Genomic DNA, 23,835 nt, shown 5'->3' with positions numbered 1-23,835 from the left:
CGAGCAAGCTCGCTCCTACAGATTGACAAGCGGTTGATCGCAGGAAGCTCGTACGCTGGAAGGTCTTTTGTTCACCAGCGGCTTGCCCAGGTTGAACCACGCAGCCAGCGCCGGGAGCAGAAAGATCGCGCCCAGTACGTTGACCAGAAACATGAAGGCCAGGAGCACGCCCATATCGGCCTGGAACTTGAGGGGTGCAAACACCCAGGTACAGACCCCAAGGGACATGGTGACGGCGGTAAATACGGCCGCCGTGCCGCGCTGGCACATGGCCCGGTAGAACGCTTCGCGCAGGTCTTGCCCGGCCGCCATCTCGTGCTCGATGCGCTCGTAGAGGTAGATCCCGTAATCCACCCCCACCCCGACCCCCAGCGCCATGACCGGCAGGGTCGCGACCTTGAGGCCGATGCCCAGCAGAGCCATCAGGGCATTGCACAGCACCGCCACAATCGCCAGCGGCACCAGAATGCACAGCACCGCGCGCAATGAACGGAAGGTCAGCAGGCAAAACAGCGCCACGGAGAAGAACAACGCCGCCAGCATCACCACCTCGGCCTGCTTGACCGCTTCATTGGAAGCGGCCATGACCCCGATGTTGCCGCCCGCCAGATGGAAGGTCACACCCGGCACCTGGATGGCGCCAATGATGCGCTTGGCCTCCCCCAGTACATGGGCCACGCTGGCCCCTTCGTGATCGGTCAGAAACACCAGAATCTGCATTTTCTGACAACTGTCGGTGACCAGCCCCGAGTCCGGCGAATAGGCATAGGCGCCCTGCTGCAAGCCCTGGGCGGAACCCGGAATCGCGGCCCAGCGCGGGTTGCCTTCGTTGTTGCCGGCAATCACTTGCTTGCCCATGCCGGCCACGCTTTGCACCGATTGCACACCCGGCACTTCGCGCATCTTGAAATCGAAGGTTTCGACCGCGCGCATGACCGCCGGGTCGAGGCAGGCTTCACTGCGTCCGCCAATGGTCAGAAACACCGAGAGCACATCCAGGCCGATGGAGTAGTTGCTGATGATTTTCTGGTTGTCCTGGTTATAGCGCGAATCGGCCCTCAGCTCCGGAGCCCCGGAACCAATGTCACCAATCTGCAGTTCACGGGCCTTGTACGCCCCCGCTGCCAGCAGCACCAGGCTGATGGCGAAGACCCACAGTGCCGGGCCAGGCGTGGCCAGCGCCGACAGCCGCCACCACAGCGGATGGCGCCGGGTCGAACCGGGGCTGCGGGCATTGAGCAGATGCGGCTCAAGTTGCAGATGGGCGATGATCAGCGGCAGCATGATTTTGTTGGTGATGATCATCAGCATCACGCCGATGCACGCGGTAATCCCCAGTTCGTGAACGATGGGAATATCGATCAACATGATCACCCCGAAGCCCAGGGCATTCATCAGCAAGGCCAGGGCCCCCGGGATGAATATCTTGCTGAAGGCAGCCTTGGCCGCACTGACCGAATCGCTGCCCGCCAGCACTTCCTGCTTCCAGGCATTGGTCATTTGTACCGCGTGGGACACGCCAATGGAGAAGATCAGAAACGGCACCAGAATCGACATCGGATCGATTCCCAGGCCCAGTAACGGCAATAAGCCCAGGAGCCAGATCACCGGCAACAAGGCCACCAGCAGCGCGACCATGGTCAGGCGCAACGACCGGGAATAGACCCACAGCAGCAGGCCAGTAATCAGGAATGCGATGGCGAAAAAACCCATCACCGTGTTCAGCCCCTCGACCACATCGCCCACCAGCTTGGCGAAACCGACGATGTTGATTTCGATGTCGGCATTACTGTATTTGGCGCGAATGTCTTCGAGGCTGCGGGCGATTTGCACATAGCTCACCGGCTGCCCGGTTTTCGGATCGGTGTCTTGCAGGTCGGCCCGCACCATGGCCGATTTCAGGTCGTTGGCCAGCAGCCGGCCAATCTGCCCGGAGCGTGCGGCATTGCTGCGTACTTGCTGCAGGTCTGCGGGGGTTGCCGCATATTGCGGCGGCACCACCAGATCACCGACGTAGCCTTCTTCGGTGATTTCGATATAGCGCACGTTGGGTGTGAACAGCGAGGTGACGCTGGGCCGGCTGACCCCGGAGATATAGAACACGTCGTCCGTGACCTGTTGCAGGGTCTGCAGGAACTCGGGGTTGTAGATATCGCCCTGGCCCTTCCAGTGCACGCTCACCAGCAGCCGGTTGGCCCCGGTGAAGATGCGGCTGAAATCCAGAAAGTTGAGCATGTAGGCATGGCGCACCGGGATCTGCTTGTTGAAACCCGGGTCCAGCCGTACGTGGGTGGCGCTGTAACCCAGGCCCAGGGTGATCAGCAGAAAAAAACCCAGCAGGGATTTTCGGTGCGTCATTAACCGGTCGGCGCAACGGTTCACAAAACGCTGCATGGGAGGGACTTTATGAGCGTCGGCCATTTCGACCTCGCACAGCTAATGAAAAGACGATGGCGCTCATGCTCACGATCCCTCGCACATTCTTATTATTTTTTTGGGTTCCGGCCTGTTCAGCCAGTGGGATCGATAATCAAGCTGGCCCGAAACCCGGACATCGTCCATAAGGCCTAGGCTGTTTGAGGGGAAGATGGATAGCGTGCGGGCGCTGCCCGTTAACAGCCGTTGCAGAGCAGTTGGCGAAGGCTACGTCCGCTTGCGAAGCAATCGTAATCCGCAGGGCCGGGGTTATCTGAAGAACCGCGGGGCATGACTTTACGACGGTTTCGCAACCGGACTCAGCCTCGATTCTCTCGTCAGCTGCTACAGGTACAGGGCAATTGCCGAAAGGGGCTACAGGTTTGCGGAGCGCGTCAGCGTCACTCTTTGCTGGCCTTGAAGGTCAACTCGCCCTTGGGCCATTTGGCGGCTTTGGCAGTGACGGCTTTCAATGTTTTGCTCAAGCCTTCGGTAAGTTGCTCTTTGGCAGCAAAGATCAACATCACGGTCTGGCCTTCTTTGAATACCACGCCTTCACCCAGAGGTGAGGCGACATAGGCGTAATCACCGATGCCGTAAATGGTGGTCTTGATATCACGGAATTTTATTTCGAACTTGCCACCTTCACGGCTGGGCAACACTGCTGCGCGAAAATGATCGCCGACCTTGAGTTCAAGACCCGGTTTGTCATCTACCACCAACGCTGTTTCGGTATCAATTTCAGCGATGTAAATACCTTCGGCGTTTTGTTCAGTTACGTATACAAAGCGCGAGTGGAACAGCTTGACCAAACGTGCCCGCAAGTCACCCAAAACGAACAACGCATGCATTTCCAAATTACTGACTGCCAACGCAAAACCCTCGAAAACCTGAAATGGAACTGTCCGGGCAAACCACCGACAGCAAAAATTAATTGAAAACCCGAGTACGACAAGTGCTCCTGACTGCTCGAATCAGGAGTGGCATGTAACATCTGGACTAAATAGAGCAACGCCATGATTACCCCGGCGAACAGGCACAACAGAGTGAAGCAGCGCCTGCATCAGCGAAAACTGGCTGAAAAAAATAGCCGGGGGGCACCATTCTACCGGGTCATGCCCGAAGATGGGTATATACATCCTCTTCTCTATCAAGCAATCAATCAATTTTTTTGCCGGATTGAGTCTGTGCCCGGCAGGGCTTTCGTCGCGTGAATGAGTTAACTGCGCCACTGAGAGTCAACTACTGCCATACTCGCGTAAAAATCGACTTGGCCCATGCCGCCGGGTCATGCAGGCTTCATTACCTCCAAGGGAAAGCGACACGTGACGGAATTTGATATTGGCGAATTTTTTATCCGCGGTGAGTCCAAAGACGTCGACGGCGAATTTCAGGCAGTGATCATCATGCGCGCCAAGCCACCACTAACGACTGTCACCTTCCATCAGGTCGAAAAGGATCGCTGGTTCAAGACTGCCGAACTGGCAGCAGATGCCGCCAAACAATCGGCAAAAGAATTAAAGGCTGCAGTGGACGCCGGCGCCCTCAACTCCTAGTGCCAACCTGTGTATTGCATCAAGCGCGCTGAGCATGCCCCCTGTTGCACAGTTGGCCGGCATTCAGCTGCGCCAGCCATGCCGCGCGGCACTCTTCGGCTTCCGGGCGACTGGAAAAAGCCGTCCCGCGCTGCTCACCATTGACCAGCACCACCCAGCAGGCCTTCTGCCCGGTATCGCGCAAACTCTTGGGCACACCACTCCCGATCATTACGGCAACATCAACTTGATTGGACATGATGGTTTCTCCAGCTATTAGTTAGGCACCTAACGATGTCGGCTATATTAGTGGCTAACCGTCGCCGGAAAAAGCTATCTACGGCATAGATCAATTGCATAAGCCGTAACAATCTTCTGCTTTGCCTAGGCGTAATCCGGTGCTTTCTGATCGAAGACCCAGCGCCCGCCTTCCTCGGGGATATTGAAGAATGCCCTTTGCACCACGGCCTCGCCCGCCCCCACGCCGGGGTTCCAGTTGGCCGACTGGTGGATATAGCGCTGGCGCAGCAAACGTTCTTCATCGGCGCTCAGCTTGATCGTCCCCTGGCGCACCTGGGCCTCAAGCGTGGCCATTATGGGTTTCAGCTCATCGGGCAACGCGGCCTGGGCATCGGTCAATGCGTTGAAGGGCACACCGTGCTCAACCGCCAGGCCATGCATGATCCGCAAATGCACCCGGGCAAGACGGCCATCGATCCTGCGCTGCATGAACACTGCAGCCTGTACCCGTTTCATCGGGTCTTCACGGCTACCTTCCTTGCGTTCAAGAGTGCGGATCTGCAGGAAATTCTCCGCAGCGCGGGGATCAATCAGGTCTTCGGCCTGCCATGCCAGCAACTGAGACTGGGTCAACTTCCAGGCCCGGGTCTGTTCAATGGCTGTGGACGGCTGCACCAGATTGCTCTGCCAGCGGCTCAAAAAAACCTGTTCCAGCATATCCAGCGGATAACCGCCGCCGACGTCGGCATGCGCCCCCGGCACCGCAATATCCAGCGGCCACTGTGGCGCGATGCGACTCAAGGAAAAATTTCGCCGTTGTTCATCCCGCGCGCTCAACTGGACCACCTGTTGCGCACAGTCCGGGCCCAGGTACAGGTTGAGTCCGGGATTGATGTCATCGGCCACATCCCCCCAATCCTCCAGCCCGCCCATGGCGGCGACTGTGTCAAACAGACCAATAAAGTGGATGGAGCATGCAAAGTCGGCGGCCAGGGCAAACTGGGCGGTAAATGCGCTGGCGTTGATCTGGTTCACAAAATGCCGGGCCGCCGCGGCGCCGCGACTGAAACCAAACAGGTCCAGCTGCAAACGGCTCAGGGTATTGGGGGGCAGCTGCGCGACAAAGTGTTGCAAGCACTCCGTCAACCGGGTCCGGGCCAGTTCAGCCTTGCCCAGCACCCCCGTATGGCCACGACCATAGGTCTGGCCCGGAAACTGAGTATCGGCCGCGCCGGTGGTGGTGCCGATACCGCTGATATACAGCGAAGTCACGGCATGGCCAGCAGGGTCAAACCCTGACTGGGCCGGGTAGCACTGGTGCAGCTTGGCAATATTGGTCACCGCAGAGCCATAGCTGCTGCCAGGATCAATCAGCAGCCCCTGTTCCTGACGCTGCTGTCCCTGCAGGCTATTGAACTGGTTATTGGCCGTCCCATCGAAAAAGATGCCGACCCGCAACACTGCTCCCGCGTTGCTTGAATTGCTCATCAATCCTGCCCTCGATTATTTCTACTGCGCGCAATAATGCCGCGCCCAATATAAGACGCAAGAAGCACGGCCAGCTCAAGATTCGGAAATTGTTTTGGAGGGAGTTACAACAATGGCTGCAATACGAACGACTGCAGGACCCGACTGATGCCGGAACCGCGTGGCGCGGCTCCGGCAAAGCAAACAGTCAGGCTTGACGCTGATGCTTGTCGATTTGCTCATGGCGCTCTTGAGCTTCGATGCAGTACTTGGTGGTCGGGCTGATCAGCAGGCGCTTAAGGCCAATTGCCTCGCCGCTGTCATCACACCAGCCGAAGCTGTCATCTTTGATGCGTTCCAGTGCTTGTTCCAGTTGAGGCAGCATGCGCTGGTCGCGATCGATAGAGTTCACCAACCAGGTACGCTCTTCTTCAACCGAAGCGGCGTCCGCAGGGTCAGCTGGAGTGTCCAGGCTTTCGATCGCGATGCGGTTCTGCTCAATACGCTCGTGGGTTTCAACCTTCATGTTTTGCAACAGCTCGCTGAAAAAAGCATGTTGCTCGGCATTCATGTAGTCATCCGCCGGCATGGCCAGCAACTTATCCTTTGTCATTGATTTCTCTATAAAAAATACGTGCATTAAGGCGAATTAGGGAGCGTCCTGACCGTTCTTCATCCCAACCAGTTAGGTGCCATCTATTTCAAGCGCCACCCGGCACTCAATTTACGAGGGGCGGCAGTCTAAGGCCGACTTATCGAGTCAGCAACTGAAATGACAGCTATTTGTCCAGCAAAACATGGAAAACGACGAAAAACCTGTTACGCAGGGGCTAATGGAGTGCGTTTATCGCAAGAAATTCAATTGTTGCCCTGAAAATGCCCCCAGTGCGGACTTCTGTCCCGCTCCCTCCTACAAACCTCGCTCATTGCTGGCCTCAAGCAAGGGTTCCTATTGTGCGGCTCCTCTCCAGATAGCCAAGGAATAGTCATCATGACTGCCCCGACTGACCACACGACGCCCTCCCCCGAGATCAAATCCGCCCCCAGCCTGCTCAACAGCGGTGACGTATATTCCGGGGCCTACAACTTTATGAGCAGCATCAGTGCCGGCGTCGATCCGCGCACCGGTGCGTTCTCGGCCTCGATAACCCTGCCCACCGGCGCCGCCAACGATTTGCGCGGGCCCATCAGCCAGTTGCGCCTGAGCCATAGCCCGCTGATGGCCGAAGATCAGGGCTTCGGTCAGGGCTGGATGCTCGGCACCACCTCCTGGGACGGGGCCAGCCAACAACTGCAACTCAATTCCGGCGAGCGCTTTCGCGGTGAAATTGTCGGCCAGAGCATGCGTTTCCCGGATGTGCGTTTGCCGGTAGTCGCAGTGACCGTTCAGCGTCAGGAAATGTGGGTCAGGCATAACGACGGCACTTGTGAACGACTCGCGCCGTTGCCGGGGCATGCCAGCCTGTGGGTGGTCAGCACCCTGGTGGGGGCCGATGGCAGCGCCTTGAATTTTGACTGGCGCTCGGTTGGCAATGGGGCGTACCTGCAAAAAGTCAGCGATGCCCGTGGCCGCACTGTGCTGGCACTGACCTACGAGGGCGTGACAACCCGTCTGACGTTGCAACCGGATACCACCGCACAGGTGGTGATGTCTTTTCATCGGGTCTCCGGGCAGTTGCGCCGGGTAACGGTGGACGGCCTTCCCGACAGTGGCTGGCAGTTTGAGTACAGCACTGCGACTTCCGGATTACTGCTGCTGAGCAAATGTACCCAGCCCACCGGCAGCACCGAGGAAGTGACCTACAGCGAAGCCAACGGCCTCAACCTGCCTGCAGGCGCGCCGTTTGCGCGGATGCCGGTGGTCAGTCAGACCCGCAAGGACCCGGGGGACGGCCAGCCGGTGCAGCTGGTTCGTTATGACTACGGTCTGTATGGCAGCAGCAACTATTTTGGCTGGCCGGCAGTGCGCCAGTGGCGTAACCGCGAAGACAACCTCTATCACCTGACCGGTGCCGGCGATTTTCTTTACGGCTCCACCGAAACCCTGATGGATGCCCGGGGCACCCCCCTACAAACCATCAGCCGCACCTTTAACCGCTTCCACCTGCTGACCCGGGAACGCACGCAACAGGGCCAGACCCTGCAGGAAACCGAGACCACCTATTACGACGAGCCCTGGTTGCCCATTGCCCGGCAGGTGCCTTACTTCCAGTTCCCGCGCAAAGTCATTACCCGCAAGGCGCAGCTGGATGGCCAACGGGTGCTGCGAGAGCTTGTTACCGAGGAAGAAACCCGCTACGACGAGCTGGGTAACCCGGTGTGGCACCGCAATGCCCTGGGCGCAATTGAAGAGTCGGAGTACTACCCGGTAACCGGTGAGAGCGACAACTGCCCGGCCGACCCACTGGGCCGCATCACCCGTCTGAAAAGTCGTACGGTCAGCCCGCCACCCGGCACCGAAGGCCCGGTCAAGCAGACCCTATATCGCTATCAATCCCTGCCCGTGCGTGGGGATGCTCCCGGGTTTGCATTGCCGACATTTGTCCAGAGCAGTGAAGAGCGGTTGCTGCTGGTTGAGGGCAATCAGTCCACCGAGCTGGGCCGCTCGACGCAAAATTTCATTAACGATCCGACCTCGCCCCATCACGCTCGCATGCTTAGCGAAACCAGAACCGTAGAGGGTAAAGGCACCACCCGGGCCTACAGCTACACCCTGAATCTGGCCCGCAACGCTCGATCAAAGGAGCGGGCGGTGCTGCAGGAAAACGTCACGATCACCAGCCACGACGGACATAAATCCAGCTCCCAATCCTCCCAGGATCTGTACTCGGGCCTGATGGTCACCGAGCAGACCGACGAGCAGTTGCGCATGGCCTTTGCCCACGATGCCCTGGGGCGTGTGACTCAGGAAGTCGCGGCCCCGGATTCGGCTTTCGAGGCTGAGGTCAACTGGGCCTATTCGTTGTCGGCCAGCGAGCGCTGCCAGACCCGAATCGGCGCTTCCGGGCGTAAGGAAACTGTCTGGCTCGATGGCATGGCCCGGGAAATCCGCCGTGAAAAACAGACCGACAGCGGTGAGACCTATACCGCCTGGACTGCCGAATATGACGTGCTGGGCCGGGTGTTCCGTGAAACGACTTACGATCCCGGTAACGAAGACGTCCCGGCCCTGAGCCTGACCACCGAACGCACCTTTGATGACTGGGGCAATGTGCTGACCGAAACCGGCGCAGACGGTGTCACTCAACATACCCTGGCCGACCCGGTAGCCCTGACCGGCAGCAGCTGGCAGACCGATGCCAAGGGTGTGGCCGGGGCCAGAACCGTGACCACCCATACTCTGGATGGCAAGCCGCTGACTGAGCAATTATTTTGCGCCCAAGGGGAGTTGCAACACACCTTGCGCTGGAGCTATGACGGCCTTGGCCGTTGCGTCAGCCAGTTCGATACCATGGGCCGGGAGACCCGCCAAGAATGGGATGTGCGGGATCGGCTGGTATCCACCACGCTGCCTGATGGGTCGCTTATTAAACGCACCTACGCCGAAGGCCATGACGGTGAATTGCCGGCCACGGTATCGATCACTCATCCGTCGTTGGGCACTAATGAAGTCCTGCTGGGCGAGCGTAAATACGATGGCCTGGGCCGACTGGTGTGGGAAAAGGTCGGGCAGAGTGTCTCTGAATGGGAATATGCCGAAGGAGAAATCCACGCCCATACCCAAACCTTGCCTGACGGCACTCAAGTCCATACCGAACGCCAACCGGAACTGGCCGGCGCGTTGCTGTCGCTGCAAGCCCCGGGCATCAGTGTGTTCAATCAATACGATCCGCTAAGCGGCCGTTTGCTGGAAGCCCAAGGCAATCTGGGTCTGCAAAAAGATCACTGGTCCCCGTCCGGCCAACTGAGCAAAGCCGACTACGCCTGGCAAGGTGATCAGCCGCGCTCGCAACAGCAAAGCACTACCCCGGCGGGCAAAGTCACGCGCCTGACCGATGCCGACGGCGCCGAACAGCGTTGCCAGTACGATGAATTCGGGCGTTTGAGCGTGCAGCAAGGCTCTGATGTGAGCATCAGCATTACTTACGATGCAGCCTCGCGGATTCACCAGCAGCGCACGCAATCTATAGACGGCTCGCGGGACATGACCGTAACCCTGGGCTACGACAGCCTGGGCCGCCCGGCCCGCCGAGAAACGGCTACCCGAACGTCGAATGCACAGCATGTAGAAGTGCAGACCCAGCAATGGCGTAAAGACGGCAAGCTGACCCGGCGCGAACTGACCCGCGACGGTGTTCTGGTCCGTAGTGAAAGCTTCGACTACGACCTGCGCGGACGGATGATTGTTCACCGTCTGCACGGCCAGGATTTACCACAGGATGCCCACGGCAAAACCTACCGCGAGCAGCACTTTCAATACGACGCCCTCGACAATGTACGACGCCTGGAAACGGTCTTTGCCGACGCCGGCGCCAGCAATATCAGTACATTTACCTACAACCCCGCCGATCTCACCCAGCTGCTTAGCCTCAGCCACAGCCGAAGCGATTACCCGGCACCGGTAACCCTGGAGTACGACGCGCTGGGTAATCTCAAACGCGACGAGCGCGGTAATCCGCTGCACTACGACGCCCTGGGCCGACTGATCGGGGTAACCCTGCCTACCGGCGAGCGCCGCTGGCACTACGGCCCGGCGGGCAACATCATCAAGACCGAAGACTCTACCGGTCCGCGCTGGCGTTACCACACCGGCGGCCAGCTCAGCTGCGAGATGGGTGACAACACCCAGACCCGCTGGGTAAGGGCCGGCGCTGTTCCCGTGGCAGAAAGTCGACTGGCATCGGCAGTGCGCGAAGTCATGCTGCTGGGCACCGACGCCCAGGGCTCGATAACCACTGAGGCCTATAACGGGATCAATACACCGGTCTACGGCGCCTACGGCCAGAGCCAGCCCGGCACCAGCCGACTGGGCTACGCCGGCTCCTTGCGCGAACAGGACAGCGGCTGGTACTTCCTCGGTGATTACCGCATCTACAACCCCGCACTGATGCGTTTCCACAGCCGTGACAGCCTCAGCCCCTTCGGCGAAGGCGGCCTCAATGGCTATGCCTACTGCGCCGGGGATCCGGTCAACCGCATCGATCCATCGGGCCATTCGTGGCTGGACTGGCTGTTGCCGGCGGCCGGCATCGCCCTGGCCGTGATCGGCACCGTGGCCTCCCTGGGTGCGTTGGCGGCGCCCACCGCGGCGCTGACCGCCAGCTATGTAACGGCAGTCACCACCGCGACCCTGAGTGTGGTGTCGCTGGCAGCGGACGTGGCCTCGATAGCCTTGCTGGCCACCGGCAATGAAAACGCCGGACGGATTCTGGGCTGGGTGGGCATGGCAACCGGGCTGGCCTCGGCGGCCCCGTCGATGGCCGGGGCTGCGGCCAAGGGGGTCAAAAAGGCCGGGAGGTTCGTGGGCAGCTGGCAGCACAAACTGCAGCATGCCGGCGGAGCTCCGGGAGGCGGCCGGGCATTTCCCGGACATGCCCAGCGAGTGGGAGCAACGGCTGCGCCGATACCTAAGATGGATCTAGCCTATTTGCTGGAACAAGGACCGACCCGGGAGCGCTTTTTACCGCACTTGTCCCGTGCTGATCTGCAAAATATCGGGCAAACCAACTCGGCTAACAGGGCAGCAGTTTATTCAAGCTGGTCATCCACTTCTTTTGAACCACTCCAGCTTCCTTACAGTGGCAGAGCCGGCTTTGTTAACGGGCATCTGGAGCAACTACCCTATCCAATTATTCATAATCCCGACTTTGTCGCCGAGGTCAGACAAACAATTTCAGGTAATCACCCCAGGTATTACCCTTGGCAGATCGGTGCGGCAGGTATCGAGAACCCAAGACAGTTAAGAATTATAGAACCCATGATTTTCGATAACATGGTTCCGGACAGACTTGCTGACCCGCAATTTTTTACCGGAAGGTACGCAAGTTTTGAACTGGATTTTCAGTGGTTTTCACAGCGAGGGGAAATAGTGCGCAGAGAGCAACTTTGCCGGATTCTGTAGCGGCCTGCGCAGAGCTGAACATATTCAGCCGGAGTGTTGAATAAAGGCCCTGAACAGCAAGATCGTACAAGAACTGCAGATCCGGATTGATTAGCATAATCGCCTTTCTGGAGCAAAAGGATCCTTGGCCGTGACTCGAAAGGTATTTTGGGACGATCCCTATCGAACAACCCTGGACACTCTCGTCAGTCACGTCGATGGCGAGCGGGTTCAGGCCCGGGCAACGATATTTTTTGCGTTTTCCGGGGGCCAGGAAAGCGATGGCGGTTCCCTTGCCGGATACCCGGTGCTCAAGGCTGAAAAACATGGCCTGGACATCATTTACAGCCTGCCCCATGACCATTCGCTGAAACCGGGCGACGCCGTGACCTGGCAGATTGACTGGGCGCGGCGATACCGGCTGATGCGCCTGCACTTTGCAGCAGAAATGGTCTTGCAGCTGGTCTATCAAAGATGCCCGGGCATCCAGCGTATCGGCGCGCACATAGCTCAGGACAAGGCCCGCATCGATTTCGCCAGTGATCAGAACCTCGCCCCGTTGTTCCCGGAGATCGAATCGGCGGCCGCACAATTGATCAGCCGCGACCTGACTATATTCACAGACTTCAGCGATGTGCCGACACAGCGCCGATTCTGGGAAGTCGAGGGTTTTGCCAGGATGGCCTGTGGCGGCACCCATCCCAGATCAACCCGCGAGGTTGGCGCTGTAAAACTCAAACGCAAGAATACCGGCCGGGGCAAGGAGCGGATCGAAATCATGCTGGTGGATCCAGCGCATGATGGCTGATCAGCGAACTGACAGAGCCTTGCGCATAAACACCCGGGCGAATCCATTTTCGCTGGCCCTGCGGGTTTCCTGGTAGCCAAGCTTTTTATAGATTGCGATGTTCTCGGTCATCAGCTCATGGGTGTAGAGCCTGATGGCGTCGCAACCATTACGCAGTGCATGGCGCTCACAGAAGGCCATCAGTATTTTGCCGATACCTTTGCCTTTATGCCGAGGCTGTACGGCGATATTGATAAGCAGCAACCCTGTATCCTCCAGGCTCATCACCAGCACCCCCAGCAGGTCCGCCCCTTCTTCAAGTACGAAGGTGTGGGTATCAGCCACCACCTGCCGGTAATCATCCAGCATGGGGCCCGGTTTTTTTCCGATCCTGCGGATGTAAGGCTCATAGGCCTGGTTAACCAGCACAGCAATGGCCTCAGCATCGCCCTGACCGGCGCGACGAATAACTCTCACAGTATGCAATGCATGCCTCCCGGGCAAAGATGCCTTGTATCCATCCGTCATTCCCGCCCCCGCGGCCGGGGGCAGGCCTTCAATCAGCCAATGACGCGGTGTCTTTTTCGAGCAAAACCGCACCTGCCCCGAGCCGGTTCAAATGATCGCCCGGGTTGCGTAGCGGACAGTCCTCCATCGACAGGCAGCCACAGCCGATGCAACCGTCCAGCTGGTCGCGAAGCTGGCTGAGGCTGCGTATCCGTTCGGCCAGCATGTCCCGCCAGATTGTCGAGAGATGCGCCCAGTCCGTGGCCGTCAGTGGTCTCCCGGATGGCAGCTGGTCCAGCGCACCCTTGATGGTGGCCAGGGGAATACCGGCACGCTGTGCGATTTTGATGATGGCAATCCGGCGCAGAATATCCCGCGAATAACGACGCTGATTGCCCGCATTGCGCTGCCCGTGGATCAGCCCCTTGGCCTCGTAGAAGTGCACGGTGGCAATGGTGACACCGCAGCGACGGGCGACCTCCCCTACCCCAAGCAGCACGCGTACATCAATCATGGACCCCTGACTCCTGTTGACCTCACCTTTACATGAGGTCTTATAAAGAGTGTCGGCTTGCCTTTGCAAGCCTTCATTCGCTGCTGCGAGTGACCTCACCAAGTGGAGCCACCATGGACCAGCGTCACCTTCCGTCTGATCAAAACCCGCAATCGGTACCAGCGCCACAGCCTTGTGCACGCCCCGCAAATACCGGCTGGGCCGCCCTGCTCTCGGGCGCCAATGGGGTGCGCTCACTCGCGCTCGCCGGTGGTGTCATCCTGCATACGGTCAATGTCTATATAGCCACCACGATTCTGCCATCGGTGGTCAGGGACATCGGCGGCATCGACTATTACGCCTGGAACACCACCCTGTTCGTCGCGGCCTCGATCCTCGGCTCCGCGCTGTCGGCCAGGCTGCTCGCCCGCACCGGGCCCCGAGGTGCCTATATCAGCGCCAGCCTGGTGTTTGCGGCGGGCGCGTTGATCTGCGGGCTTGCCCCGTCAATGCCGGTGATGCTGCTCGGGCGCTTTATTCAGGGACTGGGCGGCGGGTTCCTGTTCGCGCTCTCCTACGCAATGATCCGCCTGGTATTCGATGAATCCCTGTGGCCGCGGGCGATGGCGCTGATCTCGGGCATGTGGGGGGTGGCAACCCTGGTCGGCCCTGCCATAGGCGGCATCTTCGCCGGGTTGGGGGTATGGCGGGCAGCGTTCTGGTCGCTGATCCCGGTGGCAGCGCTGTTCGCCCTGCTGGCTGCAACCGTACTGCCCGGACGCAGTGCCGACAGAGCGCCAGGCTCGCCACTTGCGCTGGCCCAACTGCTGTTCTTGACAGCAGCAGTGCTCGCTGTTTCAGCCGGCAGCGTGTCGCCCGAGCTGTCACACAATATTCTGGGGCTTGGCGCCGCCGTCATCCTCACCGCCCTGCTGATACGTAGCGAACGCCGAGCCCGCCACCGGCTGTTGCCTGATGGGGCGTTCCGGATCAGCACTGCGCTGGGTGCTCTATATGCCACGATGTCATTGCTTGCGGTCGCGGTGACCAGTGGCGAAATATTCGTGCCGCTGTTCCTTCAGGTACTGCACCATCAGTCCGCCCTGGTCGCCGGTTATCTTGCGGCGCTGATGGGGGCCGGCTGGACATTGGGCTCCGTTGCCAGTTCAGGGGCGAGCGGCGCAGGCATCCGGCGCGCAATCCTCGCCGGGCCGATCCTGGGCCTGGTCGGCATGCTGATGCTGGCGGTTTTGATGGGTAGCCCAAGTCGCGGTGACTGGTTGGCGGTCATGCCGATCTGCCTGGCGCTGGTAGCAATCGGACTGGGGGTGGGCCTGGCCTGGCCGCACCTGCTGACCCGGGTGTTCCAGGCCGCGCCCGCGGGCGAGCAGGACCTGACCAGTGCGTCCATCACCACCGTGCAGTTATTTGCCACCGCGCTCGGCGCAGCGCTGGCGGGGATGGTGGCGAACCTCGCCGGCCTCACTGAGCCCGGTGGCATCGCCGGCACCATGAGTGCGGCCGGCTGGCTGTTCGGGGTGTTCGCACTGGCCCCGGTGATCGGCGTTTTTACTGCCCTGCGGGTGATCCGCTTGAGGCCGTCTTAGTCGTCAACCAGGCGCCCCAGAACAGACTGCTGAAGAAACGGGTGGCCGCGCCGAACCCGGCCTCATGCAGCAGTTTTTGCACCGCCGCCTCGGAGTGTGGCGGGTCCGCGCCCTGGAGGATTTTGCCAAGCTTGACCTTTACTTCATCGGGGCTGGCTCCGTGTTGCCGCCAGCGCTGGCCCCAGGCCGCAAGCAATAACGGCTCGCTGGCATAGGCATGGTGATTGCCCGCGACAATCAGCGGCGCACCCGGTTCAAGACGAGCCTCGATCGATTGCAGAATGCGGCGCTTGGCATCGTCCCCGCCCAGATGGTGGAGCACACCGACAAGGGTGGCGGCGTCATAAGTGGCGTCTGCCGCCAGGTCCTCAATATGCCCAAGGTGGATATCGGTTCTTGCAAGCAAACCGCGGGCATCCAACTGCTGCCTTGCCACCTCCAGCATCGGTTCGCACGGGTCGAGCGCAGTGAAGCGCCAGCCTGGCTCCAGCGCTGCCATCGCAATGATTTCCTGGGCCGTACCACCAGCACCCACCACCAGAATTTTCGCCGTGTTGCGGTGGCCCAGGCTGGCCGCCAGCATGCACGCCGCCAGCTCGTGACAGGCGTCATATCCTGCCAGCGCGATACGGCTCTGGCGCCCGTATTCATTGGCCCGAGAGGCATCGAATTTTGCAACGGCGTCGCTGGTGGATGATTTCAAGGGGGTTCTCCATGGCTTGAAATCAAACTACTCCTGCCGGACCGATAATAAAAATTCATTAATTTTATATATTGGATTCCAGCATGGAATACGCGACGCAACCTCAGGAGTTACTGAGCGTTCAACAACCGCTCAATGCCTGCGGTCGAGGCTCACTGGCAAAGAACCAGGGCCGCAGACGCACGCCCACGCTATTGCCGATAAACGCTGCCACTAACCACAACCAGCCATGCAGGCTGCCCGAGGCGATGCCGCTGAAGTACGCGCCAATATTGCAGCCGTAGGCCAGACGCGAACCGTAACCGAGCAGCAAACCACCGATCACGGCTGCGAGCAGCGAGCGCGCGGGGATTTTCAGGCTTGGTGCGAAACGCCCGGCCAGCCCGGCGGCCAATAGCGCACCCAGAACAATGCCGATGTCCATGACGCTGGTGATGTCTTCCCACACCGGTGCGGCCAGGGCTTTGGCGTTGCCCGGGACCTGCCAGAACACCCAGCTTGCGACATCGATACCCAGCCCGCTGGCAACCTTGGCTCCCCACAACGCGAACGCCGAAGTAATGCCCCATGGCCGGCCCGCCAGCGCCAGGGTGGCGTAGTTGAGCAAGGCCAGTGCAATCGCCCCCCATACCAACGGCCACGGTCCGCGCAGGAAGCGCCGCAGGCCCTGGTGCTCGCTGGTCACGCCCGCTTCAAGCTGACCGTGACGGCCCTTTTCCAGGCGCACGGTCACCGCGGCGATGATCCCGAACATGGCCAGGCTTGCGAGCATCGCCGGCACCACACCGAAGCTCTTGACGATGGAAATCGCCGGGAACGACGGCAATGCAAACCACCAGTCAACGTGCTGGGTGGCGATCAACGAACCGCAGATAAAGAACAACAGGGTCACCAGCATGCGTGCATTGCCGCCGCCCACGGTGAACAGGGTGCCTGACGCACAGCCGCCGCCCAGTTGCATGCCGATGCCGAAAATGAATGCACCGAACACCACCGAAATTCCGGCCGGCGCCACCAGCCCGACCACCGGCTGGCCGAACAGAGTGCCCGCCCCCAACGCGGGGAAGAACAGCACCACAGCCAACGCCAGCATGACCATTTGTGCGCGTAAACCTGCGCCCCGCCGATCAGCTATGAACACCCGCCAGGCCGAGGTAAAGCCGAAGGCTGCGTGATAAAGGGTCAACCCCAGTGCCGCGCCCACCACCAGCAACAGCACCTGGCGCGAGCCGACGCTGTTTTGCAGGAAGGCGGCGCCAAACACCAGCAAGACAAAGGCCACCAGCGGCGCAAACGACTTGCGCGCGGGCGTCATAGAGAGAGAACTGCTCATGAAGAATCTCGGTCCGTTTGATTACGATTAATTGCGAGGGCGCCGAGTATAAACCCGGGCGCGGCTCCGATCTTCGGGTAATTGGTGCCGGGCACCCAAGGCCTGTGCCCGGACAGGTTCAAACCGCAGCGGCTTCAACCCCTGTCAGGCGCCGAATGTTTTAGCCAGCGCGGTTGTTCCCCTGGCGGTCAGGGTGAGTGCCCTGGAGTCGAGATGACGGCTCACCCAGTCGCGTTTGAGCATCAGTTCCAGCAGTGCGGCCCCCAGCGCGCCGCCCATATGCGGCGTGCGCTCGCTCCAGTCCATGCAGGGATAGGCCAGGCGCCTGCGTTGCTGCACCAGGTAATCCACCTCAATCCCCAGTCTGGCCAGCAGCTGCGCACCTTTCTCGGTGAGGTCATAGTCCTGGCCCTGGATCTGGATCCAGCCCTCTGCCAGCATTGCGTCATGCACCTTCACCGCGATTTCGCCGGCGCAATGGTCGTAGCAAGTCCTTGCCTGCTTCAACGCCGAAGGCGTACTGGGCCTGAATACCGTCGCTGCGCGATCGGTGATCGACAGCAGCGCTTCCAGCGCCCGGGCCACTTGCGGACTGTTGAGCCGGTAGTAGCGATGACGGCCCTGCACATGCATCTGCACCAGCCCCTGCTCACGCAGCCGTGCAAAATGACCGCTCGCAGTGGACGCCGCAATATCGGCCAGTGCCGCAAGTTCGGTGGCCGTGCGTGCGCGACCATCCAGGAGCGCGCACAACATTATCGCGCGCGACGGATCAGCAATTGCCCCCGCCACCGCCGCCAGGGAAAGATCCGCAGCTTCAACATCCATAGTTCACTCAATCCCGAAGTGTTGATGTACCGGAGCGCCATACTGAGGCCAAATACCCTGAAGCGATAGATCGATGAGTCAATCAGGTTTCTTTGGCCACAAGGTGGTAGCGGCGACGACTTCGGCACCCTGTTCTGCAGCATGTTCGGCAACCGCTACCAGGACATGCCGCCGCCGGCCAGAGAAGTCATCAGCCAGGTTAAACAGGTTGGGCTGCCTACTAATCTGTAGTGAAGCAATACTAAATATGACAAATTGCCCGAGGATCAAAGAACCTGCGCCATCTGTCCGCAGGCTGCGCTTTCTGGCCATGTATGCGTCAGGCCAGCGCGCACCGAGTCCACCTTCCAGTTGCCAGCGAGGCCTGTCATGAGCACAACCCCTGCCGATAACCGCCCGGTTTACCAGGCTGCCTGCCATTGCGGCACCGTACGTTTCGCGCTACGGCTGAGCGATGGCCTGAACACGGTACGCCGGTGCAATTGTTCCTACTGCCGTATGCGCGGTGCGGTCGCCGTGTCGGCCAATCTGGCAGACATCGAGATAGTGCAGGGCAAGGATGCGCTGACGCTCTACCAGTTCAACAAGAACGAAGCCCGGCATTACTTCTGCTCGCGTTGTGGCATCTATACCTTTCACCAGCGCCGCTCTTCCCCCCATCAATACGGCGTGAACATTGCCTGTATCGAACACATGAGCCCGTTTGATTTCGCAGAAGTACCGGTGCTCGAAGGCCGCGCCCACCCCAATGACCGCGCGGACAAAAGGCCTTTGGTGGCGGGCTGGTTGCGCTATGAAGAGAATCGGCAGGTAACGGGTGATTGACGGCTGCCGGTCAGAACGGCAGTAGCAGCGCTACGGCTGGCGGCTTGCACGACCGGGTCGGCAAGCCTTGAGCCCGGCCCTAGCGCTGACGCAATAGGTTAACGTCGCCTTTGGCCCGGGTTTCGCGCAGGTACTCGTCCATCGAGTCATCCAGCGCCTGCAACCAGCGGGTATGGTGCGGGACCGCCGCCGTGCCGGTGATCACCGAACGATAGGACTTGTCGCGATAACCCATGATGTCGTGCTTCTTGTCGGTCTTCCACTTGAGAAAAATCCGGTTCACGGCATCGATATCGAAACTTGGATAGTCGGTCTGCTCGATCAGGTGCTTGATGTAACTGCCCTGGAATTCGTACATCGAGGCCGTGGACTCCAGGCTTTCTTCCCGGGCACGCCAGCGGGCGCTGTCGGCCTTCATGGCCGCCGGTGCAGGCAGGCCAATGCGCCCGAGCATGTAGTCGCGGGCATACCAGGCCTGGGCGTCGAACAGGTTGAAGCTGTACCAGAGGTCCTGCATGCCGAGGTAGATCAACTGCGGATTGTCTTCCCATATCACCCCTTGATAGAGCTCTGCGGGCCACAGCCGGTTGCCCGTCTTCAGGGTCAGTTCCTCGGACAGAAAGGGGAAATGGTGCTTGTAGCCGGTGCAGAGGATTATCGCGTCCACCCGCTTGCTGGAGCCGTCGATAAAGTACGCCATGTCGCCGTCCACTTTGCTCAGTTGCGGGCGCTCCTCCCAGTTTTTGGGCCACTTGTAGCCCATGGGCTGGGTGCGGTAAGCACTGGTTATCGAGCGCGCACCGTACTTGTAGCACTGCGAGCCGATGTCCTCAGCCGAGTAGCTGCTGCCCACGATCAACAGGTCCTTGCCCTTGAGCTCGGTGGCTTCGCGGAAGTCGTGGGCGTGCATGATGCGCCCCGAAAAGCGCTCAAAACCTTCGAAGGCTGGCACATTCGGGGTCGAGAAATGGCCGCTGGCAACCACCACAAAATCGAATACCTCAGTCTTGCTCTGCTGCAGGCTGTAGTCATGGGAAGTGACACTGAACTCCCGCGTCGCCTGGTCGAAGCTGACATGTTTGACCGCCGTATTGAAGCGAATGTAATCACGCACACCGGCCTTGTTCACCCGGCCCTGGATGTAATCCCAAAGCACTTCACGGGGCGGATAAGAAGAGATCGGTCGACCGAAATGCTCATCGAAGCTGTAGTCGGAAAACTCCAGGCACTCTTTCGGGCCGTTGGACCACAGGTAACGGTACATGCTGCCATGGACCGGCTCGCCGTGCTCATCAAGCCCGGTGCGCCAGGTGTAGTTCCACATACCGCCCCAGTCGGCCTGCTTCTCGAAGCAAACCACATGCGGCATGGAAGCGCCTTTGGCATGGGCGGATTGAAAGGCACGCAGTTGCGCCAGGCCGCATGGACCGGCACCGATAATAGCGACACGAATAGACATCTGATTCCCTCGACAGTTAAACGCAGAAAAATAAAACACCGCCCCGGACGGCTAAAGCCGCAGGCAACGGGAGAAAGAGTTCAGGCGTTAAGCTGCAGGTGGCGGGAACGAGCGCTTGCGTTTGAATGCCACCAGCACGTCGTGGGGCAGCATTGGCTGGTATTGATAGCGTCTGGAGAGCTGTGCATTGGCACAAGGAGAAGCCATGAACCGAGCGGATTTCAGGTTAGGCCCATGGCCATCACTGCGTTGCGCAGGACGGGGGGCCGAAAAGCGAAAGATACGTGTGTTCTCATGCATGGGGGCTAATCCAGCCTCTTTTAGTTATGAATGCTCTGTAGCTATAAGGGATTGAAACGTTGATTGCAAGAATAAAACCCGTAGCGCCAGCATGGGTAAGTGCCGGCCCGGGACGCTTGGGTTTATGCGGGCAGCCCTGGCAAGGGGCTGCCCGTCAGCACCCGAAACCGCCAAGGGGCGGCTGCCGAGCGACTAGCTGCGCGCGTCGAAGTCACTGGCATCGTGACGCTCGGGCAACTGCTGCGAAGGGTCCCCCGAAATCCGGTTGACCCGGCGTCCTCGCTGGACCGCAGGCCGCGCCTCAACGGCATCCGCCCAGCGCTGGACATGCTTGTAATCCTGCACCGAAAGGAACTGCGCGGCCTCATATAACCGGCCTTTGAGCAGGCCGCCGTACCAGGGCCAGATTGCTATGTCGGCGATGGTGTATTGATCGCCGGCGACGTATTCGTTCACCGCCAGCTGCTTGTCCAGCACGTCCAGTTGACGTTTGACTTCCATGGCAAAACGGTCGATGGCGTACTCGATCTTGATCGGCGCATAGGCATAAAAATGGCCAAACCCGCCCCCCAGATACGGCGCGCTGCCCATCTGCCAGAACAGCCAGGACAGGCATTCAGCCCGGGCCGCCGGTTCGGTGGGGACAAACGCCCCGAACTTCTCGGCCAGGTACAGCAAGATCGCTCCCGACTCGAAGATGCGCACGGGCTTGGGCCCGCTGTGATCCATCAGCGCCGGAATCTTGGAGTTAGGGTTTACCGCGACGAAGCCGCTGGAGAACTGATCGCCTTCACCAATCTTGATCAGCCAGGCATCGTACTCGGCCCCTTGATGACCGAGGGCCAGCAACTCCTCCAGTAAAATGCTGACCTTCTGCCCGTTGGGCGTGGCCAGGGAATACAGCTGCAGCGGATGACGCCCCACCGGCAATTCCTTGTCGTGGGTGGCGCCGGCCACCGGCCGGTTGATGCTGGCGAAAGTCCCGCCGTTTTCCTTGTTCCAGGTCCAGACCTTGGGTGGTACGTAATCAGTCATGCTTGATACTCCCGGGATTCAATTGCGCGGTGGACCAGCCAATATAGATAACGCTGCAACCGTGCAGTTCAGAACAGACGAAAAACTCGACCATACACCTTCGAAGAGCGCCGGAGTACCGACGGCTTGCAGCGCTGCAAGCCGGCCCGGACCTTGACCCGCAGACTGGCTGAATCTTCCAGCGTTGATATTTTTTCCAGTTAGCTGCATCCAGTTGCTTCTCCCGTGGGTAGTACAGGTAGTAGCCATAGCTGCTGAACTGATTACCTTTCTGGAGAGATTTGCATGAACGCTAAACGATTCCTGGGCATTGTCAGCACTACGCTTGCGGCTACCTGCTTGTTGGTCACAGTGCCAGCTGCGTATGCCCAAACAGATTTGCCCGACAGCATCAAGGTTCCTGACGGTCACAAGGTCGCCCTGGAGACTGTGGGCGTAGGCGAAATCACGTATGAGTGTCGCGACAAAGCGAACGTCGCAGGTCAGACCGAATGGACTTTTGTCGGGCCCAAAGCAGTGCTTAATGATCGCAGTGGCAAACAGGTCGGCACCTACTTCGGACCACCTGCCACCTGGCAAGCCAAAGACGGCTCTAAAATCACCGGGACGCAACTGGCGGTTGCAGACTCAGGTACTGGTGACCTTCCCTATCAGTTGGTCAAGGCCAACCCTGCGCAAGGCAACGGCGCGATGAGCAATGTCAGCTATATCCAGCGAGTGGCCGTAAAAGGCGGCGTAGCCCCCATGACCGAATGCACCGCTGCAAACAAAGGCAAGCGCGAGGTGGTGAAATATCAGGCTGACTATATTTTTTGGGCAGCTAATTAAGCCAAGGATTCAGAACAGGCGGTTAGCGCGCAAAGTCGTCTACTCTCCTTCGACGAAACCCCGGCCCGATGGCTGGGGTTATTTACCAACTGCCGGCGGCTGAAAACTTTGTCTCTACCTGAACCCTGTTTTGACTATGAAGCCTGTCTGGCTGCTTGCGCCCGAGGCGAGCAGCAGGCATTGCAGGACTTGTATCAGCAGGAAAGTGCCCGTCTTTTAGGGGTTGCCAAGCGAATCGCTCGCGACAACGCCCTGGCCGAAGACATCGTGCACGATGCCTTTATCAAGATATGGACTCGTGCCGCCAGTTTCGATCCTGCACGAGGTTCTGCACGTGGCTGGATCTTCATCGTGACACGGCATTTGGCGCTGAACTTCATGCGAGATAACGCCCGGGAAGTGCAGGTCAGCGAGCACAGCGAAATGGCACTGCACGATTTAGCGTCCATGCAGACATCGTCAGGGAATGTGGACAGCTTCGATTATCGAGCCCGTTCAGGACGTATTTATGTGTGCCTTGAGCAACTGGAGCCGGCGCGGCGCAACTGCATTCTTCATGCATATGTCGATGGCTATTCGCATTCGCAAATATCGCAGAAACTGGGCACCCCGCTGGGGACTGTCAAAGCCTGGATCAAACGCAGCCTGGTGGTATTGCGGGAGTGCATGGGATGACCAGAAGCCCTGAGGGTGAGAGTCCCGACAACATTGATGAATTGGCGAGTGAGTATGTGCTGGGCACGTTGCCGGCCGAGCAACGCATCAAGATTAAAAAGCGTCTCGCTCAGGACGCCGATTTGCAAACAGCTGTCGATGCGTGGGAACAACGCTTGCTTGCCTTGACCGAACTGGCTGAACCGCAGCCCCCCTCTGCCCTGCTCTGGAGGCGAATCGAGCGCAGCGTGAACAGCACTGACCGGCGAGCATCAGGAGTGGCAGCCACCGCGAAGCCAACTTCATGGTGGAACCTTCTTCCTCTATGGCGTGGGCTCGCGGGAACAAGTCTTGTCGCAACGCTGTTGCTCGGATCAATACTCCTGACACGAACAGCTGTGGTAAACCCGACCACCTACCTGGTCGTTCTGGTAGCTCCGCAGAACCAGGCGCCCGGCTGGGTTATTCAGGCGAGCAACCCCAGGGAAATCCAACTGATACCTTTGGAGGTAGCGCAAGTCCCGGCTGATAAAGTACTTCAGTTCTGGACCAAAGCGGAAGGCTGGCAAGCACCGGTATCCCTTGGCCTGGTCAAGCCAGGGCAAACGTTTTCAGTCCCTTTGGATAACCTGCCCCCTCTGGAACCCAACCAGCTCTTTGAGCTGACTCTGGAGAATCCCAATGGATCGCAGACCGGAAAACCCACAGGACCGATTCAGTTTATTGGCCGGGCCGTTAAAGTGATCTGAACAGGGGTTGAGTCGCCCCAGGTTCCGTGG

General features: G+C 59.5%; 21 protein-coding genes. 8 read left to right on the top strand and 13 right to left on the bottom strand.

Features of this window, described 5'->3' with window-relative positions; genetic code table 11:
- Positions 1-15 precede the first annotated feature (15 nt).
- Together JQ848_RS09305 and JQ848_RS09300 are read right to left on the bottom strand one after the other, a co-directional pair.
- Entirely contained in the window at positions 16-2,394 is a 2,379-nt protein-coding gene (locus JQ848_RS09305; RefSeq protein WP_202210525.1) for an efflux RND transporter permease subunit, read from the bottom strand.
- Positions 2,395-2,816: 422 nt separating this feature from the next.
- A complete protein-coding gene (locus JQ848_RS09300) occupies positions 2,817-3,287 on the bottom strand; it encodes a hypothetical protein (protein ID WP_029612994.1) in 471 nt (156 codons plus the stop codon).
- 453 nt (positions 3,288-3,740) lie between these two features.
- Between JQ848_RS09300 and JQ848_RS09295 the strand changes: the two genes are divergently transcribed.
- The gene (locus JQ848_RS09295; protein ID WP_003446415.1) at positions 3,741-3,971 is read left to right on the top strand and encodes a hypothetical protein; all 231 of its coding nucleotides are present in this window, start codon (positions 3,741-3,743) and stop codon (positions 3,969-3,971) included.
- A 19-nt stretch (positions 3,972-3,990) separates the two neighbouring features.
- Here JQ848_RS09295 and JQ848_RS09290 read toward each other — a convergent pair whose 3' ends face one another.
- From JQ848_RS09290 to JQ848_RS09280, 3 genes are all read right to left on the bottom strand, one after another.
- Complete coding sequence (locus JQ848_RS09290; RefSeq protein ID WP_003446414.1) at positions 3,991-4,209, bottom strand: hypothetical protein; 219 nt, start codon at positions 4,207-4,209, stop codon at positions 3,991-3,993.
- 125 nt (positions 4,210-4,334) lie between these two features.
- A complete protein-coding gene (locus JQ848_RS09285; RefSeq protein WP_003446413.1) occupies positions 4,335-5,678 on the bottom strand; it encodes a phospholipase effector Tle1 domain-containing protein in 1,344 nt (447 codons plus the stop codon).
- Positions 5,679-5,865: 187 nt separating this feature from the next.
- Positions 5,866-6,270 carry a TraR/DksA family transcriptional regulator gene (locus tag JQ848_RS09280; RefSeq protein ID WP_003446412.1) on the bottom strand — a complete coding sequence of 135 codons (405 nt, stop codon included), beginning with the start codon at positions 6,268-6,270 and terminating at the stop codon, positions 5,866-5,868.
- Between the two features lie 378 nt (positions 6,271-6,648).
- Here JQ848_RS09280 and JQ848_RS09275 point away from each other — a divergent pair, with 378 nt between their 5' ends.
- Positions 6,649-11,718, top strand: a complete 5,070-nt coding sequence (locus tag JQ848_RS09275; protein ID WP_202210524.1) for an RHS repeat domain-containing protein — start codon at positions 6,649-6,651, stop codon at positions 11,716-11,718.
- Positions 11,719-11,848: 130 nt separating this feature from the next.
- Positions 11,849-12,505 carry an alanyl-tRNA editing protein gene (locus tag JQ848_RS09270; protein ID WP_010656047.1) on the top strand — a complete coding sequence of 219 codons (657 nt, stop codon included), beginning with the start codon at positions 11,849-11,851 and terminating at the stop codon, positions 12,503-12,505.
- On the opposite strand, the gene JQ848_RS09265 is transcribed toward JQ848_RS09270, so the two are convergent.
- Positions 12,506-12,970, bottom strand: a complete 465-nt coding sequence (locus JQ848_RS09265; protein WP_161719705.1) for a GNAT family N-acetyltransferase — start codon at positions 12,968-12,970, stop codon at positions 12,506-12,508.
- Positions 12,971-13,040: 70 nt separating this feature from the next.
- Positions 13,041-13,505 (bottom strand): redox-sensitive transcriptional activator SoxR, encoded by a 465-nt coding sequence (gene soxR, locus JQ848_RS09260; RefSeq protein ID WP_003447721.1) that lies wholly within the window; start codon positions 13,503-13,505, stop codon positions 13,041-13,043.
- Between the two features lie 113 nt (positions 13,506-13,618).
- Here soxR and JQ848_RS09255 point away from each other — a divergent pair, with 113 nt between their 5' ends.
- Positions 13,619-15,091 carry an MFS transporter gene (locus JQ848_RS09255; protein ID WP_202210523.1) on the top strand — a complete coding sequence of 491 codons (1,473 nt, stop codon included), beginning with the start codon at positions 13,619-13,621 and terminating at the stop codon, positions 15,089-15,091.
- Here JQ848_RS09255 and JQ848_RS09250 read toward each other — a convergent pair.
- The 3 genes from JQ848_RS09250 to JQ848_RS09240 all read right to left on the bottom strand — a co-directional run bounded on the left by JQ848_RS09250 (position 15,054) and on the right by JQ848_RS09240 (position 17,955).
- Positions 15,054-15,794: an SAM-dependent methyltransferase gene (locus JQ848_RS09250; RefSeq protein WP_127196684.1), complete on the bottom strand. Its 741-nt coding sequence runs from the start codon at positions 15,792-15,794 to the stop codon at positions 15,054-15,056. The two genes, JQ848_RS09255 and JQ848_RS09250, sit on opposite strands and share 38 nt — an antisense overlap.
- A 121-nt stretch (positions 15,795-15,915) precedes the next feature.
- Positions 15,916-17,127 carry a YeeE/YedE family protein gene (locus JQ848_RS09245; RefSeq protein ID WP_029612446.1) on the bottom strand — a complete coding sequence of 404 codons (1,212 nt, stop codon included), beginning with the start codon at positions 17,125-17,127 and terminating at the stop codon, positions 15,916-15,918.
- A gap of 144 nt (positions 17,128-17,271) precedes the next feature.
- Positions 17,272-17,955: an ArsR/SmtB family transcription factor gene (locus tag JQ848_RS09240; protein WP_202210522.1), complete on the bottom strand. Its 684-nt coding sequence runs from the start codon at positions 17,953-17,955 to the stop codon at positions 17,272-17,274.
- Positions 17,956-18,324: 369 nt separating this feature from the next.
- Between JQ848_RS09240 and JQ848_RS09235 the strand changes: the two genes are divergently transcribed.
- Complete coding sequence (locus JQ848_RS09235; RefSeq protein ID WP_003447716.1) at positions 18,325-18,780, top strand: GFA family protein; 456 nt, start codon at positions 18,325-18,327, stop codon at positions 18,778-18,780.
- Between the two features lie 79 nt (positions 18,781-18,859).
- On the opposite strand, the gene JQ848_RS09230 is transcribed toward JQ848_RS09235, so the two are convergent.
- The 3 genes from JQ848_RS09230 to yghU form a co-directional block, all read right to left on the bottom strand.
- Entirely contained in the window at positions 18,860-20,239 is a 1,380-nt protein-coding gene (locus tag JQ848_RS09230) for an NAD(P)-binding domain-containing protein (RefSeq protein ID WP_010656049.1), read from the bottom strand.
- Positions 20,240-20,326: 87 nt separating this feature from the next.
- Positions 20,327-20,539, bottom strand: coding sequence for a hypothetical protein (locus JQ848_RS09225; protein WP_127196685.1), 213 nt, complete (start codon positions 20,537-20,539; stop codon positions 20,327-20,329).
- A gap of 192 nt (positions 20,540-20,731) precedes the next feature.
- Complete coding sequence (gene yghU / locus JQ848_RS09220) at positions 20,732-21,574, bottom strand: glutathione-dependent disulfide-bond oxidoreductase (protein ID WP_003447712.1); 843 nt, start codon at positions 21,572-21,574, stop codon at positions 20,732-20,734.
- A gap of 285 nt (positions 21,575-21,859) precedes the next feature.
- On the opposite strand from yghU, the gene JQ848_RS09215 reads away from it, so the two are divergent.
- The 3 genes from JQ848_RS09215 to JQ848_RS09205 all read left to right on the top strand — a co-directional run bounded on the left by JQ848_RS09215 (position 21,860) and on the right by JQ848_RS09205 (position 23,805).
- Entirely contained in the window at positions 21,860-22,402 is a 543-nt protein-coding gene (locus JQ848_RS09215) for a DUF3455 domain-containing protein (protein ID WP_003447710.1), read from the top strand.
- Positions 22,403-22,510: 108 nt separating this feature from the next.
- On the top strand, positions 22,511-23,077 hold the full coding sequence (locus JQ848_RS09210) for a sigma-70 family RNA polymerase sigma factor (protein ID WP_029612448.1): 567 nt from the start codon (positions 22,511-22,513) through the stop codon (positions 23,075-23,077).
- The gene (locus JQ848_RS09205; RefSeq protein WP_202210521.1) at positions 23,074-23,805 is read left to right on the top strand and encodes an anti-sigma factor; all 732 of its coding nucleotides are present in this window, start codon (positions 23,074-23,076) and stop codon (positions 23,803-23,805) included. Before JQ848_RS09210 ends, JQ848_RS09205 begins: the two co-directional genes overlap by 4 nt.
- Positions 23,806-23,835 lie beyond the last annotated feature (30 nt).

The organism is Pseudomonas paraversuta, assembly GCF_904067025.1.
In the GTDB taxonomy this organism is placed as follows: Bacteria; Pseudomonadota; Gammaproteobacteria; order Pseudomonadales; family Pseudomonadaceae; genus Aquipseudomonas; species Aquipseudomonas paraversuta.
Note: the sequence above shows the minus strand (reverse complement) of the source record. Positions and strands in the feature narration are given on the sequence as shown.

Excerpts from the sequence above, each read along its gene's own strand:
- JQ848_RS09305 (WP_202210525.1), bottom strand. The coding sequence starts at position 2,394 with ATGCAGCGTTTTGTGAACCGTTGCGCCGACCGGTTAATGACGCACCGA.
- JQ848_RS09290 (WP_003446414.1), bottom strand. The coding sequence starts at position 4,209 with ATGTCCAATCAAGTTGATGTTGCCGTAATGATCGGGAGTGGTGTGCCC.
- JQ848_RS09285 (WP_003446413.1), bottom strand. The coding sequence starts at position 5,678 with ATGAGCAATTCAAGCAACGCGGGAGCAGTGTTGCGGGTCGGCATCTTT.
- JQ848_RS09280 (WP_003446412.1), bottom strand. The coding sequence starts at position 6,270 with ATGACAAAGGATAAGTTGCTGGCCATGCCGGCGGATGACTACATGAAT.
- JQ848_RS09275 (WP_202210524.1), top strand. The coding sequence starts at position 6,649 with ATGACTGCCCCGACTGACCACACGACGCCCTCCCCCGAGATCAAATCC.
- soxR (WP_003447721.1), bottom strand. The coding sequence starts at position 13,505 with ATGATTGATGTACGCGTGCTGCTTGGGGTAGGGGAGGTCGCCCGTCGC.
- JQ848_RS09255 (WP_202210523.1), top strand. The coding sequence starts at position 13,619 with ATGGACCAGCGTCACCTTCCGTCTGATCAAAACCCGCAATCGGTACCA.
- JQ848_RS09245 (WP_029612446.1), bottom strand. The coding sequence starts at position 17,127 with ATGAGCAGTTCTCTCTCTATGACGCCCGCGCGCAAGTCGTTTGCGCCG.
- JQ848_RS09240 (WP_202210522.1), bottom strand. The coding sequence starts at position 17,955 with ATGGATGTTGAAGCTGCGGATCTTTCCCTGGCGGCGGTGGCGGGGGCA.
- JQ848_RS09235 (WP_003447716.1), top strand. The coding sequence starts at position 18,325 with ATGAGCACAACCCCTGCCGATAACCGCCCGGTTTACCAGGCTGCCTGC.
- JQ848_RS09230 (WP_010656049.1), bottom strand. The coding sequence starts at position 20,239 with ATGTCTATTCGTGTCGCTATTATCGGTGCCGGTCCATGCGGCCTGGCG.
- JQ848_RS09225 (WP_127196685.1), bottom strand. The coding sequence starts at position 20,539 with ATGCATGAGAACACACGTATCTTTCGCTTTTCGGCCCCCCGTCCTGCG.
- yghU (WP_003447712.1), bottom strand. The coding sequence starts at position 21,574 with ATGACTGATTACGTACCACCCAAGGTCTGGACCTGGAACAAGGAAAAC.
- JQ848_RS09215 (WP_003447710.1), top strand. The coding sequence starts at position 21,860 with ATGAACGCTAAACGATTCCTGGGCATTGTCAGCACTACGCTTGCGGCT.
- JQ848_RS09205 (WP_202210521.1), top strand. The coding sequence starts at position 23,074 with ATGACCAGAAGCCCTGAGGGTGAGAGTCCCGACAACATTGATGAATTG.